13 protein-coding genes and 1 pseudogene are annotated in these 16,463 nt (G+C 38.8%); 6 read left to right on the top strand and 8 right to left on the bottom strand.

Going from position 1 to position 16,463, the window contains the following annotated elements:
• Window positions 1-90 precede the first annotated feature (90 nt).
• The 7 genes from FTT99_RS04645 to FTT99_RS04615 all read right to left on the bottom strand — a co-directional run bounded on the left by FTT99_RS04645 (window position 91) and on the right by FTT99_RS04615 (window position 8,199).
• On the bottom strand, window positions 91-1,374 hold the full coding sequence (locus FTT99_RS04645; RefSeq protein WP_249682726.1) for a GGDEF domain-containing protein: 1,284 nt from the start codon (window positions 1,372-1,374) through the stop codon (window positions 91-93).
• Between the two features lie 314 nt (window positions 1,375-1,688).
• A complete protein-coding gene (locus tag FTT99_RS04640; RefSeq protein WP_180078860.1) occupies window positions 1,689-2,939 on the bottom strand; it encodes a mechanosensitive ion channel family protein in 1,251 nt (416 codons plus the stop codon).
• A 246-nt stretch (window positions 2,940-3,185) separates the two neighbouring features.
• Window positions 3,186-3,722, bottom strand: a complete 537-nt coding sequence (locus FTT99_RS04635; protein WP_180120219.1) for a DUF2058 domain-containing protein — start codon at window positions 3,720-3,722, stop codon at window positions 3,186-3,188.
• Window positions 3,723-3,734: 12 nt separating this feature from the next.
• Entirely contained in the window at window positions 3,735-4,409 is a 675-nt protein-coding gene (locus FTT99_RS04630) for a YoaK family protein (RefSeq protein WP_078193804.1), read from the bottom strand.
• A gap of 34 nt (window positions 4,410-4,443) precedes the next feature.
• Window positions 4,444-5,637: a serine/threonine transporter SstT gene (sstT, locus tag FTT99_RS04625; protein ID WP_180129710.1), complete on the bottom strand. Its 1,194-nt coding sequence runs from the start codon at window positions 5,635-5,637 to the stop codon at window positions 4,444-4,446.
• Between the two features lie 204 nt (window positions 5,638-5,841).
• Complete coding sequence (locus FTT99_RS04620; RefSeq protein WP_180129711.1) at window positions 5,842-7,578, bottom strand: SulP family inorganic anion transporter; 1,737 nt, start codon at window positions 7,576-7,578, stop codon at window positions 5,842-5,844.
• A 303-nt stretch (window positions 7,579-7,881) separates the two neighbouring features.
• The gene (locus FTT99_RS04615) at window positions 7,882-8,199 is read right to left on the bottom strand and encodes a helix-turn-helix transcriptional regulator (protein WP_078193801.1); all 318 of its coding nucleotides are present in this window, start codon (window positions 8,197-8,199) and stop codon (window positions 7,882-7,884) included.
• A 282-nt stretch (window positions 8,200-8,481) separates the two neighbouring features.
• On the opposite strand from FTT99_RS04615, the gene cysK reads away from it, so the two are divergent.
• The 5 genes and pseudogenes from cysK (at window position 8,482) to FTT99_RS04595 (ending at window position 13,406) form a co-directional block, all read left to right on the top strand.
• Window positions 8,482-9,480, top strand: a complete 999-nt coding sequence (gene cysK / locus FTT99_RS04610; protein ID WP_180129713.1) for a cysteine synthase A — start codon at window positions 8,482-8,484, stop codon at window positions 9,478-9,480.
• A 571-nt stretch (window positions 9,481-10,051) separates the two neighbouring features.
• Window positions 10,052-10,261: pseudogene (locus FTT99_RS16600) on the top strand (heavy metal-associated domain-containing protein); the annotation flags it as partial.
• Entirely contained in the window at window positions 10,241-12,724 is a 2,484-nt protein-coding gene (locus FTT99_RS04605; RefSeq protein WP_373684554.1) for a copper-translocating P-type ATPase, read from the top strand. The pseudogene FTT99_RS16600 and the gene FTT99_RS04605, both read left to right, overlap by 21 nt.
• A gap of 1 nt (window position 12,725) precedes the next feature.
• Entirely contained in the window at window positions 12,726-13,145 is a 420-nt protein-coding gene (cueR, locus tag FTT99_RS04600) for a Cu(I)-responsive transcriptional regulator (protein WP_111884371.1), read from the top strand.
• Window positions 13,146-13,211: 66 nt separating this feature from the next.
• A complete protein-coding gene (locus tag FTT99_RS04595; protein WP_078190942.1) occupies window positions 13,212-13,406 on the top strand; it encodes a heavy-metal-associated domain-containing protein in 195 nt (64 codons plus the stop codon).
• 65 nt (window positions 13,407-13,471) lie between these two features.
• Here the strand turns inward: FTT99_RS04595 and FTT99_RS04590 are convergent, their stop codons facing one another.
• Window positions 13,472-14,077, bottom strand: coding sequence for a TetR/AcrR family transcriptional regulator (locus tag FTT99_RS04590; RefSeq protein WP_180129716.1), 606 nt, complete (start codon window positions 14,075-14,077; stop codon window positions 13,472-13,474).
• Window positions 14,078-14,682: 605 nt separating this feature from the next.
• Here FTT99_RS04590 and FTT99_RS04585 point away from each other — a divergent pair.
• A complete protein-coding gene (locus FTT99_RS04585) occupies window positions 14,683-16,461 on the top strand; it encodes an acyl-CoA dehydrogenase C-terminal domain-containing protein (protein ID WP_180161267.1) in 1,779 nt (592 codons plus the stop codon).
• Window positions 16,462-16,463: the final 2 nt, after the last annotated feature.

Raw genomic sequence — 16,463 nt, 5'->3', positions numbered from 1 at the left:
TAACCTGAGAATTTTGCTGTAATTAATCTTTCTTTCTTCAGCTCTGAGTGTAATGGATTCGCTGTTTTTTCTCCATTTTGATTTGTTTATTTACTTAAAAGCTTGGCTGCAAAAGTTCATAGAATTAAAATGTACAACCCGATTACGACCTTGGCGTTTTGCTTCGTATAGAGCAATATCGGCCTGTTTAATTAACTGATCAAGTTTGGCGTGGTCAGGGTCAATTTTGGAAACACCAATGGAGATCGAAAATTTCACCAATTGACCATCCATATGAAATTGATGTTGTTCCATTTTATGTCTTAACCGTTCAGCAATTTTTAATGCATCTTCTGGGACGGTATAAGGCAAAAGTACAATAAATTCTTCACCCCCGAAACGCGCCAATATATCGTAAAAACGCATTTCTTTCCTTGCAATTTCAGCAATTTGGCATAACACTTGATCGCCGACATCATGTCCGTATTGATCATTAATCGTTTTAAAATGATCGACATCAAAAATCAACAGACTGGTACAGACCGTCATCGGGGTTTCTTGGATTTTTTTATTTGCAGCATGTACAAATTGGCGACGATTGCTTAACTGGGTTAATTCATCCGTATGGGCAATTTTGCGCAGGGTATGAAAGTTCCAGTCATCTAGCAGCGCTCTTAGAAACGTTTTACGAGAGTTGAGCGTAGAGTTCCAGCAGATATACATACTGAACAGCAGCACAGGAACGTACACCAATAAAAAAATTGTAAAATCACCAAAATCATTAATGCGCCATGCGCCAAAAAGGATCGCTGCCGTGATCATGGCTGAGGTGATGATAGAAGGGCGAAAATGCACATGAATACTTAAATTACCCAATACAATCAAAATAATGGCAGCATATTGATAGCTATGAACCAGTTCATTTTTCGACTGAAGTAATATCTCAAACCAGAGGATTGCAGAAAGGCAAGTCGCTAGTGGTAATATTAAATCGAGCAATTTAATCTGTTTGATATATTTAAACAGAATATAATTCAGACTAAATGCACCAATAATTGCAATGATACGAATTACACCTGAAAGCATTTCTACGTCTGGCAGGACATAGCGATCTGCCCAAAAATAGATTAAAAAAGCCAATTGAGCGAAATAGTTGACCTGCTTTAAATAGTCTTTCTGGTTGTAGTACAAAAATTTGTAATAAGCATTTTTAAACTGTGCCGGAATACGTGCAATCGGGTCGGATAAAGCACGCTCAATACGGACACGATTCTCTAGGTCACATGCTTCTGCCTGTATGAGCGTATGTTTGGCAGAAGTGCGATTCATCGATTCTATGAGTAATTGTGATTCGTTTTTAACTGATTTCCGAGAAGGTTGATTGGGGCCTTCCATGATCAAGTTCCTATTTTAGAAGCGTTTTTATGCAACTGTTAACAAATAGTATCTAAAAATGTCTACATTTGTATAGTATTTGTTCTGATTTTTTAATTATGTTTAGTTGTTTCGGATGAATTATATTTTTAAGGAATCGAGCGATTAGCGCATTTATCTGATTCGCTTTTATTCCTTGTATCGCATGATCTAAAGTAATTGCGGAAGTAGAGGGGGGTAACCGATAGCCCCATGTATATTCAAAAGCCATTGTGACTTTTTTAATTTGCAGAATTTCTTCTTTGAATATACATGGGGAGAGGAAAGTTTAGCTCTTAACTTTTATCGGCATTTGGTTGAACGAGGTCTTTAAAATCGGCACTAGAAGGGGCTTGATAGATTTTAAGACCAAACTCAGGTGTGATTGCAATCAGATGGTCAAAGATATCAGATTGAATCGCTTCATAATCTTTCCATGCAATTGTTTTACTAAAAGCATAAATCTCTAAAGGTATGCCTTCACTCGTGGGTTGTAACTGACGCACCAAAATTGTTTGGTGTTGGGCAATGCCTGAATGCTGTTGTAAGTAGAATTCTATATAGGCACGAAAGGTCCCAAGATTGGTTAAACGGCGCTGATTATATTTCGATTGATTTGAAAGTTGCTGATTAAACTGAGCAAGCTCTTCATGCTTATGATCAAGATATTGATCTAGCAATAAAAATTCTTTGAGTTTGTTTTGCTCATCCTGTGTCATGAAATGAATAGAGCTTTGATCAATATAAAGTGAGCGTTTGATACGACGAACACCTGACTGAGCCATACCACGCCAGTTTTTAAAGGTGTCAGTCACCAGTTTATTGGTTGGAATCGTGGTAAAAGTCTTATCAAAGTTCTGCACGGTAATGGTATGTAATGACATATCAATGACATCGCCATCCGCATTGAGCGAAGGCATCTCAATCCAGTCACCAATTCGCACCATGTCATAAGAAGAAATTTGTACCGAAGCCACCAGTGACAAAATGGTGTTCTGAAAAACCAACATGAGCACGGCCGCCATAGCACCAAAGCCTGCGAGTAATGTAAATACATCTTTTTTCAAGAAAGTACCTAAAATCATCAGGCCACAGACCAAAAAAATAATCAATTTGACCAACTGCAAATAGCCTTTAATCGGTTTGTTTCTAGATTTTGGATTACGTTGGTAAATCAGATTAAAAATATTCAGTAATTCAGAAATTGCCAAAGCAATGGTCAAGAAGATAAAAGCCTGACAAGCCATCTGAACGATTGAAATAAATTTCACAGATAAATGTGGGACTGTGGTTATGCCATTTAAGATCACAATTGCTGGAACAATGTTAGCAAAGCGTTTAATCACACTATGTTCTGACAAAATTTGACTATGGCTAAAGGCCATTTTAGAAACGAGCTTACGAATTCCACGCACCACGATTTGCTTGGCGATAAAATTTGCAATGATGGCAAAAATAATAATGAGACTGAGCGATGTCAGCATTTCTAACCAAGGGTATTGATCTGACCAATCTTGAATATTTTTAATGAACTGAAATTTTTCCAAAATTATCCTACTCTTATTGAAGTAAATGAAAGGCTTAATGATCAAACTATTGTAATTATGATGATTATATAAGCAATTTTATACTCGTAAACTTTACGGAGTTACGACATGTATAGTCCATAATGTTACTTATTTTGTGCTAAAAATGATTTTTTGAAGGTATAACCTAATTGATGAACTAAAATAAATAAATGTTGAGCTAAAAAAAGCCCCCTAATTGGGAGCTTCATTAGCGATATGAAATGCTTACCACATTAAATCATCAGGAATTACATAAGCTGCATATGGATCTTCTTCATCCGTGGTTTGCTCATTCGCTTCAGAATTATTCACAATAATAAAGCCTTCCATTTTCGCATTAATACGGTCGGCTAATTCTTTTGGTAAAAAAGCATAGTTGCTATTTTCCCGTGCAATAACAAGACTGCCAGCAACAAGGGCATTATAAATTTGCTGATTGATATAAAGCTTTTTGATTTTGGCATCATCGATAAATTGATAGGTCGATTCGCCATCGGTATCACGAATTTTATGCTGATTAATCATTTGCATGATGGCAGCTTTTAATTCTTTTTCTTGCAAAACTGCTTTACGATCTTGCTCTAAAGCATGATCTTTGGCCATTTTCTGCTGCTGATCTTGCTCAATTTTCGCCTTGATTTCAGCATCTTTACTTTCACCAGTACGTTTTTCATGTACGGCTTGTTTAGACAATTTTTTTGCCTTTTTATTATCGACCAGACCTGCTTTAAGCAGTTGCGCCTGTAATGCATTTTTAACCATAATACGTTCCAACTAATCGTGTATATGTCGATAATGAAAATAGATGATCCAATATACTGCGCTCATGACTAAACTGAGTGCGGCAGGAATCAGGAATGCGTTTAATTTTAAATAAGGATAAAGCCAACTGGCAAGTATGCCACCAACGATAAATCCCGCCAAAATTAATAAATGTAAGACCACACGTTTAGACTCAACCGGAAGTCCACGGGCTTTATAACCCAAAGCCAAACCTAAGTCCGTCAAAACACCAGAAAGGTGTGTGGTACGAATAATGGTACCTTTATAGTGGCTAACCATTGCATTTTGTACACCCATAGCCACACATGCCCAAAGCAAAGCGTAACGTGGAAAATAGGGCAATAGTAGCCAACACAGGACAATAAAAAAAGCCACCAAGCTTAATGGGACGCCATAACGTCTGGTTAAGCTAAAGTGACTATTTCCAAGAATAAGCCCACTATAAAATGAGCCAATCACATAACAGAGTAAGACTAAAATCAAATAAATAATCGTATTTGGCTGCCATGCAATGAAGGCCATGGCTAACATACTGACATTACCGGTCATGTGAGATACTGACTGGTGCAAGATGGTCACCAGTCCAAGTACATTAATCATTCCTGCATTCACTGCGAGGAAAAAAGCACCCAGTTGTATCCAAAGCGGTAAAGTCTGTAAAGGCATGGCCTCGCCTTAAAAAGTATCCAATATCAGGATATTATCTTAAACCACGGTCTACTGCAGCTGTAAATAATACGTCAGTCGAAGAGTTTAAAGCGGTTTCAGTTGAATCTTGGAGTACGCTAATAACCATACCAATGGCTACAACTTGCATCGCGATATCACTTGAAATACCAAACAGGCCACAAGCCACTGGAATAAGCAGCAATGAACCACCAGCAACACCTGAAGCACCACATGCAGAAACGGTAGCAACGACTGATAAAATCAACATTGTGCTGAAATCAACAGAAATGCCCAAAGTATGAACTGCTGCTAGTGTGAGGACTGTAATTGTGACCGATGCACCTGCCATATTGACAGTTGCACCTAAAGGAATCGCTACGCTTGCAGTTGACTCTGGTACACCAAGACGCTTTGCAAGGTCTAAGTTAACTGGAATGTTTGCAGCGGAACTACGTGTAAAGAATGCAGTGATACCACTTTCACGTAGACATTGGAAAACCAATGGGAACGGGTTTGAGCGAGTCATAAATGCCACCATTAGTGGGTTAATGACCAAAGCTACAAAGAACATGGTACCGAGTAATACCGCAAGTAAGTGCGCATAACTAACAAGCGTTTTTAGACCTGAGTCGGCAAATGTAACAGCAACCAAACCGAAGATACCAATAGGTGCAAAGTTAATCACTAAACGGATCACTTTATTCACTGCATCAGCAGCGTCAGATAAAAAGACTTTGGTGTTCTCTGATGCATGACGAAATGCAATACCTAAGGCAACAGCCCAAGCCAAAATACCAATGAAATTTGCTTCAGAAATTGCTGTAACAGGGTTTGCGACAAAACTTAATAATAAGTTTTTCAAGATTTCAGCAAGACTGCCTGGCGGAACAAGATTTTCCGCAGCAACATCCAAAATTAATGTACTTGGGAATACAATACTGACAATCACGGCACTAAGCGCTGCCAAGAACATACCCAAAGCGTACATCAATATAATTGGTTTAATGTATGCATTACTGCTACCCACTTTGAAATTTGCAATGGATGACAGCACAAGTACAAAGACCAGTATCGGTGCTACGGATTTCAATGCCTTAATGAATAAATCACCAAGCAAACTTAAATAGGGTGCAACGCCTGGAGCTACAACAGCAACCAATACACCTAAAATAATGGCGATAATAATTCGGGTTACTAAACTCAAGCGTGTAAATGCTGAAAACATAGGAGAGCCTTGTCAGAATTACAATGACAAAATGATGAAAATTAGCCCTGTATTTTATACGAAAATGTGGAATGCTTAAAAAATAATTTAATTTAAAAATAAACCTTTGTTTTTTATAATCTATTTTTGTGTATTAAAATGTAAACCCTTCAAAACTCACTGTTTATCAAATTCGCATTGATTAAACAGTGAGCTAATAGGCCTTTAAATTTGGTACTCAGAACTGGCTGTCGCAAGCTCTGTAACGGCTTGATAGTGGGTGAGAAAAATTTGACCACTCAAATGCGTGAGTAATTTTGAGTGCTGCAATTTGTCCATGACAGGGCCTTTGACCTCGGAAAAATGCAGTCGAATATCTAATTTTGATAATTCAGCATTTAAATCTTCCAACATTTCTAAGGCACTGAGGTCAATTGAGCTGACGCTTGAGCAATTGATAACAACATGCTCTAGGTCAATATTTTCACTGACTTCATTGATCAAGAAACCTTTAAGCGTATTGGCATTTAAAAACGAGATATTTTCATCTATACGGAGCGACAGAATATGTGGTGCGGTATAGACATGATGGCGCTGTACATTGCGGAAGTGCTGTGTGCCATCGACTAAACCGATCACCGCAATGTGTGGACGACTGATGCGCCATAACAACAGAATAAAAGTAGAAATGATGCCAATAATGAGACCTGTAGAAATATCGATACACACCACACCGAAAAAGGTCACCCACATCGCAATCCCGTCAGCTTTTGAATAACGCCATGTATCCACAAAAGGTTTAAAGTCGACTAATTTCCAAATGGAAACAATAATCGTGGCCGCCAAAATGACTAAAGGTAAGTCTTGGAAAAAACCAGTGAAGTAGAGACTGACAACGATAATCAGCAATGACGACAACACACCTGCCATCGGGGTTTTTGCACCTGCATCTGCATTAACCACTGTACGAGATAAGCTACCCGTCACAGGAAAGGCAGAGCTAACACCTGCGCTTAGATTGGCTAAACCTAAAGCGATCAACTCTTGGTTACTATTGAGTTGGCTGCGTTGTTGTAAGGCAGTGGCTTGGGCGATAGACAGTGACTCAACAAAACTGATCATGGCAATCATTGTTGCACCGGGCAGTAAGGTTTGTACCAATTCCCAGTTCCAATGTGGAAAGCTTAAGGGTGGAAATCCTGAAGGAATTTCACCGACGGTTTTAATGCCGACATTTTGCAGGTCAAATAACATCACCGATGCAATTGAGATCACCACTAGTATCAATGGCAGTGCTTTACTTAGAAAGGCCGTAGAGCCGAATCGAGATTGAATTGATTGAGTGGCCAACATTTTTGGTACATAGATTAAAAACAGTATGGCCAGCACACCAAAGATGAGTGAAGCAAAGTGAGTCAAACTCAGATATTCCCACAAACTTAAAACAAACTCAGGGATGTTGTTGGCTTTTAGCGGGACATCGACGAGAAACTTAAACTGACCAAGTGCAATGAGCAGTGCCGAAGCAATAATGAAGCTTTTAATGACAGGATGACTGATCAACTGAATTAAAAAACCAAAACGTAGTACACCCAAAAGTAGAGAAATCAGTCCGACCATTAAGGCCAAAAGTGTAGCGGCTTCAATATAAACAGGCGAACCGACTTCAAATAGTGGATTGAGCGTGGCGAAGGTCATCATCGAAATGATTGCCACAGGGCCAATCGATAAGGTTGAGCTTCCACCAATGAGTGCGTAGACAATCATCGGTAAAATACTGGCATATAAACCCATGATTGGGGGTAAACCTGCCAGCATGGAATAGGCCATACCTTGAGGAACCAACATGGCAATCACGATCAGCGAAGCAAGTACATCAGATTTAAATTTCATAGTGCTGTAGTGCTGTAACCACTGCCAAGCAGGAAATTTCTGTAAGAAATGAGGTTTTAAATCTGACATAAACTTATCTAAATCACAATTTCATATATATTATGCATAAAAAATGCTAAGAAGTCTTGTGCAATAAATTTTGACCGTACAATATTGCAGGAAATTTAAGGGGATATTTAAGAAGCCATCATTTTAAATGAATTAATGAAAAGGATAAGCTGTTTTAAAGCTTAGGATATTCGAAATAATTATTGATATTTAAAAGAAGTCTGGAGGGTAAATTAAGGTATTGAATTGCTGTCCATTGCGATAATTCATCTATAGTGGTGCAAGAACAGCATGTCTGGCTTGAAATTTTAAAATAACTGAGTGTTATTTATAAGATTGGTTGCAATACAATTGGTAAAGAGTATTGAGAACTTGAACTAAATTTGCATCTTTAATTGAATAATAAATTTGCTTTCCATCACGACGCGTGGTCACAACATCACTTTTGCGTAACATCATCAGTTGTTGTGAGAGGGTTGGCTGTTTAATATCAGTGATTTCTTCAATCTGAGACACATTCAATTCTTGCTGTGCTAGATGACATAAAATTAGTAGACGATCCGTATTTGCCAGCGACTTTAAAACGCCCACGACTAATTCGGCAGAATCACGCATAGTAGTGATTTCCAGATCGGTATTCATTGGATATGTCCATACGATTAACAACAGCTCAAGTATACGGATATCACGGCTTAATACATTGAATAAATAAGACAATTTCTATGGTTTTTTATGAAATCAAATATCATTAATTTTTATAAGTTTAAATTTAGTTAATCAGTTAAATTTATTGCTTGATTTTAGTGCAAGCTTTCACAAAATGCACATAAATATAAGACATTAGCTTAAAAAATCATGCACACTTTGAAAATAATTGTATCATCTAAAGATCGTATTCAATAAATACACAAGGGATAAATAGTCATGACAACAGATTCAGCTTTTCCAGCAACGAGTAATTTAGGTATCGCAGTATATAGTAATAACGCTGAAGCGATTGGTAATACACCTTTAGTTCGTATTAATCGTGCGATTCAGTCAGAAGCAACGGTCTTGGCTAAAGTTGAAAGCCGTAACCCAGCATTTTCTGTGAAATGTCGTGTGGGTGCAGCTCTCATTGCAGATGCAGAAGAAAAAGGTTTATTAAAACCGGGTATGCATATTGTAGAACCTACAAGTGGTAATACAGGGATTGCTTTGGCATTTGTTGCAGCTGCGAAAGGTTATGCAATTACATTAACCATGCCAGCAAGTATGAGTATCGAACGCCGTAAGGTGTTGAAGTCTTTTGGTGCAAATCTCGTATTGACTGAACCTGCTAAAGGCATGAAAGGTGCGGTCGAAGAAGCACAGCGCCTCGTTGCCGAACATCCTGAAACGTATTATTTACCACAACAGTTTGAAAACCCTGCAAACCCTAAAATTCATGAATTGACCACTGGCCCAGAAATTTGGGAAGCGACCGGTGGTAAAGTGGATATTTTAGTTTCAGGTGTAGGTACAGGCGGTACGATTTCAGGCATTTCAAGCTATTTTGAAAAAGTGAAAAATCAGCCGCTTTATTCTGTTGCGGTAGAACCGGCTGAATCTCCGATTATTGCCCAAGCGAAAAAAGGCGAAACACTGACTCCTGGGCCACATAAAATTCAGGGCATTGGCGCTAACTTTATTCCGGGTAACTTAGATCTAGACCTTGTTGATGAAGTGATCGGTATTGAAAGTGCTGAAGCAATTGAGTGGGCGCGTAAAACGGCTACTCATGACGGTATTTTAGTGGGTATCTCTAGTGGCGCGGCAATGGCAGCTGCGGCAAAACTTGCTGCACGTCCTGAGAATGCTGGCAAAAACATTGTGGTCATTTTACCGGATGGTGGTGAACGTTACCTTTCTTCCGTTTTATTTGAAGATATTAGTGCTGACTAATAATTCTGACATGAAAAAAAGCCCGTTCATTTGAATGGGCTTTTTTATTGATGATTTTGCTATTTATAAGTGTCTTAAGCCGCGTCTTGATCATCGTTTTTGGCATTTTGTTGTTTAATTTTTCTTTTAGGTGGTTCATGTCCTAACTTTCGAGCGATGTATTTAAACAGGAAGCCTAAGAGTATGCATATCGTGACAGCAGGGATAACCACTTGAGTGAGCCAAACATCAATATGATCTAGACTCCAACTTAAAATTAAAAATAAAAAAGCACACAAATATGCGCAGTTAAAGCAAATGTTCGACAGTTTGTACATGCGAAAGAGAGTAATTCGTTTGGTGGTCACGAATCTCTATCTTACTGAATAATGAGGAAAGGTGTAGTTTTAATATCAGAAAAATAAACTAATTAAATAATCATTATTCAATATTATTGATTATGTTTTTAAATCTTCGCAATTCTTTATACCTTAAAGAAAAGCCTTGCTGTGAGTCAGAAAAACTTGACCTTCCCATTGTGGTAAAGTTTAAGCTATAGCCTAAAACAAGCACATATGATTGGGATGTTGCCATGACAGATTCGACAGAACGCAAACTTTTTGACGGCACACTTGCTATTGAAGGGATGACCTGTGCTTCTTGTGTGGCACGGGTGGAAAAAGCCTTAAAAAAAGTCGATGGCATCACTGATGCTCAAGTGAATTTAGCCACTGAAACAGCACATGTTCAGAGTGATAAAAATGTGGATTATTCTGCTGTAATTCAGGCCGTTGAAAAGGCAGGTTTTGGCGTTGCACAAAAGCAGCTTGAACTTGAAATTGAAGGGATGACTTGCGCATCGTGTGTTGCACGTGTTGAAAAAGCCTTAAAGACAGTTCCAGAGGTCATTGATGCAAAAGTGAATTTGGCAACTGAAAAAGCCACGATTATGGCATTGGCATCTGTTGAAAATTCTGCATTGGCGAAGTCCGTAGAAAAAGCAGGTTTTCATATTGCACAGCCCAATATTGAATTAAATATTGACGGTATGACCTGTGCTTCATGTGTAGCACGGGTTGAAAAAGCCTTAAATGCTGTTGATGGTGTCAATAAAGCAACTGTAAATTTAGCCAGTGAAAAAGCTTTTGTTCAGGCTCCCGCTTCAAAAACACAAGAATTGATCGCGGCAGTTAAAAAAGCGGGATACAGTGCTAGCATTGCTACGCAGCAACAACCGACAATGGCAGAAAAAAAAGCCGACGAAGCTCGGTTACTCAAACGTGATTTAATCATCGCATTGGTACTCGCTGTTCCTGTTTTTATCTTGGAGATGGGATCACACATGATTCCAGCGTTTCATCATTTTATTGCGCATAATTTAGGGACACAAAATAGTTGGTATATTCAGTTTATATTAAGCACTTTGGTGTTAATCCTACCCGGAAGACGCTTTTATCAGCACGGCATACCAGCACTTGCGCGACTTGCCCCGGATATGAATTCTTTGGTCGCAGTCGGGACTTTATCTGCTTATAGTTTTTCTTGTGTTGCAACATTTGCTCCGCAATTATTACCGCAAGGTACGGTTCATGTGTACTTTGAAGCAGCCGCAGTAATTGTGGCGTTGATTCTTTTGGGTCGTTTTATGGAGGCGAAAGCCAAAGGTAAAACATCGCAAGCTATTCAATACTTAGTCGGCATGCAACCCAAAACAGCACGTGTAGAGCAATCTGGTACCTTTATAGATTTGCCGATTAGTGATGTTAAAACAGGTATGTTGATTGAAATTCGGCCTGGTGAACGTTGCCCAGTCGATGGTGCTGTAGTGTCTGGGAACAGTTATATTGATGAATCCATGATCAGTGGCGAGCCAATTCCTGTCGAGAAAAAAGCCGGTGATGAAGTTGTCGGTGGTACGATTAACCAAAATGGGGCATTGAAAATACAAGCCACTGCGGTAGGTCAAGATTCTGTTTTGGCACAAATTATCCATATGGTCGAACAAGCTCAGGGTTCAAAATTACCGATTCAAGCTTTGGTGGATAAAGTCACGTTATGGTTTGTACCGGTGGTGATGGCGTTGGCGTTGATCACCTTTTTAGTTTGGTATGTAGTTGGACCTGAACCGAGTTTAACCTATGCCTTAGTCAATGCTGTAGCAGTACTGATCATCGCATGTCCATGTGCAATGGGTTTGGCAACACCAACGTCTATTATGGTCGGTACAGGGCGAGGTGCAGAGCTTGGAGTATTGTTCCGTAAAGGTGAAGCCTTACAACAACTCAAAAATACACAAGTGGTTGCAGTTGATAAAACAGGGACATTGACGGAAGGTAAACCGAAATTAACTGATTTTGAAGTCACTGAAGATTTTGATAAAGATCGCGTATTTCAGTTATTGGTCTCTGTAGAGCAGAAATCTGAGCATCCGATTGCATATGCCATTGTTCAAGCTGCAAAAGAGATGCAAGTGCAACTTTTAGAGGTTGAGCATTTTGATTCCGTGACTGGTGCTGGGATTCAGGCCGTTGTTGAAGGACAAAGCATTTTTATCGGTGCAGATCATTTGATGCATAAACTTGGTTTAGATACACAAATCTTTTCATCACTGGCGGAACGCATGGGCAATGAAGGGAAAACCCCGCTCTATGTATCGATCGATCAACAGCTTGCTGCCATTGTTGCTGTAGCCGACCCGATCAAAGCTACAACCTTTACAGCCATTCAAGCTTTGCATGATTTAGGGCTGAAAGTGGCCATGATTACAGGCGACAACCGACATACCGCTTCTGCCATAGCACGACAGTTGAAAATTGATCATGTGATCGCTGAAGTGATGCCAGATCAAAAAGTGCAATCTGTACAACAATTGCAAAAAGAACATGGTGTCGTATGTTTTGTCGGCGATGGTATTAATGATGCGCCTGCACTTGCACAAGCAGATGTGGGCATGGCAATTGGTACAGGGACAGATGTGGCGATAGAGGCTGCAGACGTTGTGCTTATGTCGGGTAATTTACAAATGGTACCGACAGCGATCGCACTGAGTACAGCGACGATGAATAATATTCGCCAAAATTTATTTTGGGCATTTATTTACAATGCAGCATTGATTCCTGTCGCTGCAGGTGTGTTATATCCATTCTTTGGCATATTGCTTTCACCGATGTTCGCAGCAGGTGCAATGGCACTTTCATCGGTGTTTGTTGTGTCAAATGCCTTACGTTTAAAAGCATTTAAAGGGCCAGTTTTTCAGGAGTCTTGAGATGAATATTGGACAAGCAGCGAAAGCATCGGGCATTTCTGCAAAAATGATCCGCTATTATGAATCGATTGGGCTGTTAAATAATGCGCAGCGCACCGATGCCGGCTATCGAGTTTACTCGGAAGCCGATATTAAAACCTTGAGTTTCTTAAGACATGCGCGTGATTTAGGTTTTTCTTCTGAACAAATGAAAGATTTACTTGGACTTTGGAAAAATCAAAGTCGGCAAAGTGTAGAAGTTAAAGCATTGGCGTTAAAACATATCCAGACCTTAAATCAAAAAATCGCAGACTTACAGGCCATGGTTGAGATCTTGCAACAATCTGTAGATGGCTGTGCCGGTAATGATCAAGCCGATTGTACGATTTTAAATCAAATCGAAACGGGCATGGCTGAGTGCTGCCATACAGCAAAGATTTAAATCCGCTTGACCTTACAATCGTGGCAAGGTTTATAGTGTTGTTATTAGAAAAGAAGGATGAATATCATGAAATTTCGTATTGATAATATGACATGCGGTGGTTGTGCCCGTAGCGTAACAGCAACGATTAAAGACTTAGACGAAAATGCAACGGTCACTATTGATGTAGCTACAAAATTAGTTGACGTTGAATCTAGTGCCAGTGCAGAGCAATTGATTAGCGCTTTAACCGAAGATGGCTTCCCACCTGTGATTGCATAACCTAGATATTGTTTAATGAAAAAAAAGCCGAACAATTGTTCGGCTTTTTTATTTATAAATCAATTCTATACGGCTGAAATTTTATCTGGCGTCATCAGCGCCTGATTAATATATAGCTTGATTAAGCGTTCACGTGAACCGATTGATTTTTGATAATGCGTTGAATTGAGGAGTAGGGATGCACCATAAGTGACCGTCCAAATATAAGATAAATAATCACGTATCGACATTGCGCTTTCAAGTGATTTTAGATAATCACTGGTCATATCCTTAATTTCAATAATACGTTCTTCACGAACACGATAGAGCTCTTCAAATAACTCTTTTAATTTACGTTCATTATTGGTTAAGCGTTCTTCAATGACATGTAATAATATAGTTCTATTAGAATTCAACATATTATAAAGCATATATTGTGAAACATAAGTTTTAATATCATGATTATATTTTTTTGAAATTTCTAATAATCGTTTTTCATTTAAGATAATCAGTTCTAAATATAATTGGTTTTTACTTTTAAAATGTTTATAAATCGTGCCTTTGGCAATATCTAGTTCACAAGCTAACTCACTTAAGGTGATGTCTTGATTATTATCTAATAGCAGGGCTTCTGCCATGGCTAAAATTTTTTCCTTGCGAAGGATAAAATTTTGTTGGCGTACTGAACTCATGATAACTGTTCCATAAACATCTTGAGGGTGAACAAGCCTAGCTTAAGCTAAATCTTGTGAATCTTACATTCCACTATGGTCTCAAATATTACATAAATTGGTTTAAAAATAAACACATTAGTAGAGTGCGTAAAACATATAGAATTCATAGCATAAAATTAATGTCAATAAAACTGAACCCTTGAGGTCATTTTTTTGAAATAAAATTCCATTTTTATTTTTTTTAATTTATTGTCTTTTCGCTTTTACAACAAAAGCAGCATTTAACAAAACGGTCTTGGTTGTTATGTTATTAATACACCCTAAATTAAACATGATTATAGGTACTATTATGTTTGGTTTTAATCAATTACCAATTATAAATTTATTCAATTCAATAAATTTATTTAATTGTAATAAAATAATGCTGCTCAAAATATCAGGTGGTTATTTTCCACTTGTCGGTAAAAACACATTATCTATATCCATTTTAGATATCTATCTGAAAAAACAGATCTTTAAAAAATCCACACAAAATTGATTTGATGATTTTGTGCGGGAGCGTGCAACTTTAAAAAAGTACTTTGTCAAAGACGCTGACAAAGCCTGTAGAAAAGGAAAGTACAATGCCAATATACAATGCGCCGTTAAAGGACATGGACTTCATCTTAAATGATGTATTCAATGCAGATGAGTTCTGGCAGTCAAATGAAAACTTAGCTCATATTGATATGGCGACTGCAAATGCCATTTTAGAAGAAATGGCTAAGTTTTCTAAAAACGTTATTCTAGACTTGAACCGTACTGCAGATGAAGAAGGTGGTGCGCAGTTTAGTAATGGTGTTGTTACTACGCCTACAGGGTTTAAAGACGCTTTTAAACAATTCGCTGAAGGTGGTTGGGTTGGTTTAGGCGCTTCTGAAGAATGGGGCGGCCAAAACATGCCGAAAATGTTGACGGTACTTGCTGACGAAATGATTTGGAGTACCAATCCATCATTTATGTTGTATCCACTACTGACTGTGGGTGCAGGTATGGCGATTAATGACCGTGCTTCGCAAGAGCAAAAAGAAACCTATCTTCCAAAATTTTATACGGGTGAATGGTCAGGCACTATGTGTTTAACTGAACCACATTCAGGGACTGATTTGGGGATCATTAAAACCAAAGCAGAGCCGAATGAAGATGGTTCATTTAATATTACAGGCACGAAAATTTTCATCACTAGTGGTGAACATGATCTGTGTGAAAACATCATCCATCTTGTGTTAGCAAAAACGCCAAATGCACCTGCGGGTTCACGTGGTATTTCATTGTTTATCGTTCCAAAATTCCATGTCAATGCCGATGGCTCAGTCGGTGAACGTAATGCCGTATCAGCGGGTTCAATTGAGCACAAGATGGGTATTAAAGGTTCTGCAACGTGTGTCATGAACTTCGATGGCGCCAAAGGTTATATCGTTGGTAAAGAAAACGAAGGTCTTGCGGCGATGTTTGTCATGATGAACTACGAACGTTTATCGATGGGTATCCAAGGGATTGGCGCAGCAGAATTTGCTTACCAAAATGCTGCACAGTATGCGACTGATCGTCTACAAGGTCGTTCTGCGACAGGTGTGAAATCTCCTGAAAAACCAGCAGACTCTATTTTAGTACATGGTGATGTACGTCGTATGTTGTTGAATGTACGCGCCAACAACGAAGCATCTCGTGCATTTGCTGTGTATGTTGGTCAGCAACTGGATATTACAAAATATTCAACTGACGAAGCTGCTGTGAAAAAAGCCAATGACCGCGTGGCTTTATTGACACCTATTGCAAAAGCCTACCTAACAGATACAGCCCTACAAGCTACTTTAGAAGCGCAAATGTGCTTTGGTGGTCATGGCTATATCCGTGAATGGGGTATGGAGCAATGCATTCGTGACTTACGTATTTCACAGATTTACGAAGGCACAAATGGCGTACAAGCGATTGATTTAATTGGACGTAAAACCACGAAATGTAATGGTGCATTTATTGCCGAATACATTACTGAAATTCGTGATTTTGCTGCAACCATGGCAGATTCAAAAGTTAAATCTGCAGCATTGCAAGTTTCTGACGAAGTTGAAGCATTAACGCAATTCATTATTGAACAATCTAAGACCACCCCAGACTTTAGCAGTTCGGTTGCAGTCGATTATCTGCATGCAGTTGGTTTACTCAGCTTCGTTTATATGTTTGCGCGTATTAGCAAAGCTGCGGCTGCAAAACCAGAGAGCTTCTACCAAAACAAACTGGTACTCGCAGATTTCTATGTTGATAAAGTTCTACCTGACCTTGCTGCTCGTGCTCAACGCATTAAAGCTGGTTCTGAACTTATTATGCAGCTATCTGAAGAATACTTCACCGCTCAATCTTAAGG

Origin of the sequence: Acinetobacter sp. YH12040 (assembly GCF_013420005.1) — a bacterium.
Taxonomy (GTDB): domain Bacteria; phylum Pseudomonadota; class Gammaproteobacteria; order Pseudomonadales; family Moraxellaceae; genus Acinetobacter; species Acinetobacter amyesii.
This window is presented reverse-complemented; position numbering and strand designations above follow the sequence as displayed.

What these genes read in the sequence shown, in the direction of transcription:
- FTT99_RS04645 (WP_249682726.1), bottom strand. Translation starts at nt 1,374, where the DNA reads ATGGAAGGCCCCAATCAACCTTCTCGGAAATCAGTTAAAAACGAATCA.
- FTT99_RS04635 (WP_180120219.1), bottom strand. Translation starts at nt 3,722, where the DNA reads ATGGTTAAAAATGCATTACAGGCGCAACTGCTTAAAGCAGGTCTGGTC.
- FTT99_RS04630 (WP_078193804.1), bottom strand. Translation starts at nt 4,409, where the DNA reads ATGCCTTTACAGACTTTACCGCTTTGGATACAACTGGGTGCTTTTTTC.
- sstT (WP_180129710.1), bottom strand. Translation starts at nt 5,637, where the DNA reads ATGTTTTCAGCATTTACACGCTTGAGTTTAGTAACCCGAATTATTATC.
- FTT99_RS04620 (WP_180129711.1), bottom strand. Translation starts at nt 7,578, where the DNA reads ATGTCAGATTTAAAACCTCATTTCTTACAGAAATTTCCTGCTTGGCAG.
- FTT99_RS04615 (WP_078193801.1), bottom strand. Translation starts at nt 8,199, where the DNA reads ATGAATACCGATCTGGAAATCACTACTATGCGTGATTCTGCCGAATTA.
- cysK (WP_180129713.1), top strand. Translation starts at nt 8,482, where the DNA reads ATGACAACAGATTCAGCTTTTCCAGCAACGAGTAATTTAGGTATCGCA.
- cueR (WP_111884371.1), top strand. Translation starts at nt 12,726, where the DNA reads ATGAATATTGGACAAGCAGCGAAAGCATCGGGCATTTCTGCAAAAATG.
- FTT99_RS04595 (WP_078190942.1), top strand. Translation starts at nt 13,212, where the DNA reads ATGAAATTTCGTATTGATAATATGACATGCGGTGGTTGTGCCCGTAGC.
- FTT99_RS04590 (WP_180129716.1), bottom strand. Translation starts at nt 14,077, where the DNA reads ATGAGTTCAGTACGCCAACAAAATTTTATCCTTCGCAAGGAAAAAATT.
- FTT99_RS04585 (WP_180161267.1), top strand. Translation starts at nt 14,683, where the DNA reads ATGCCAATATACAATGCGCCGTTAAAGGACATGGACTTCATCTTAAAT.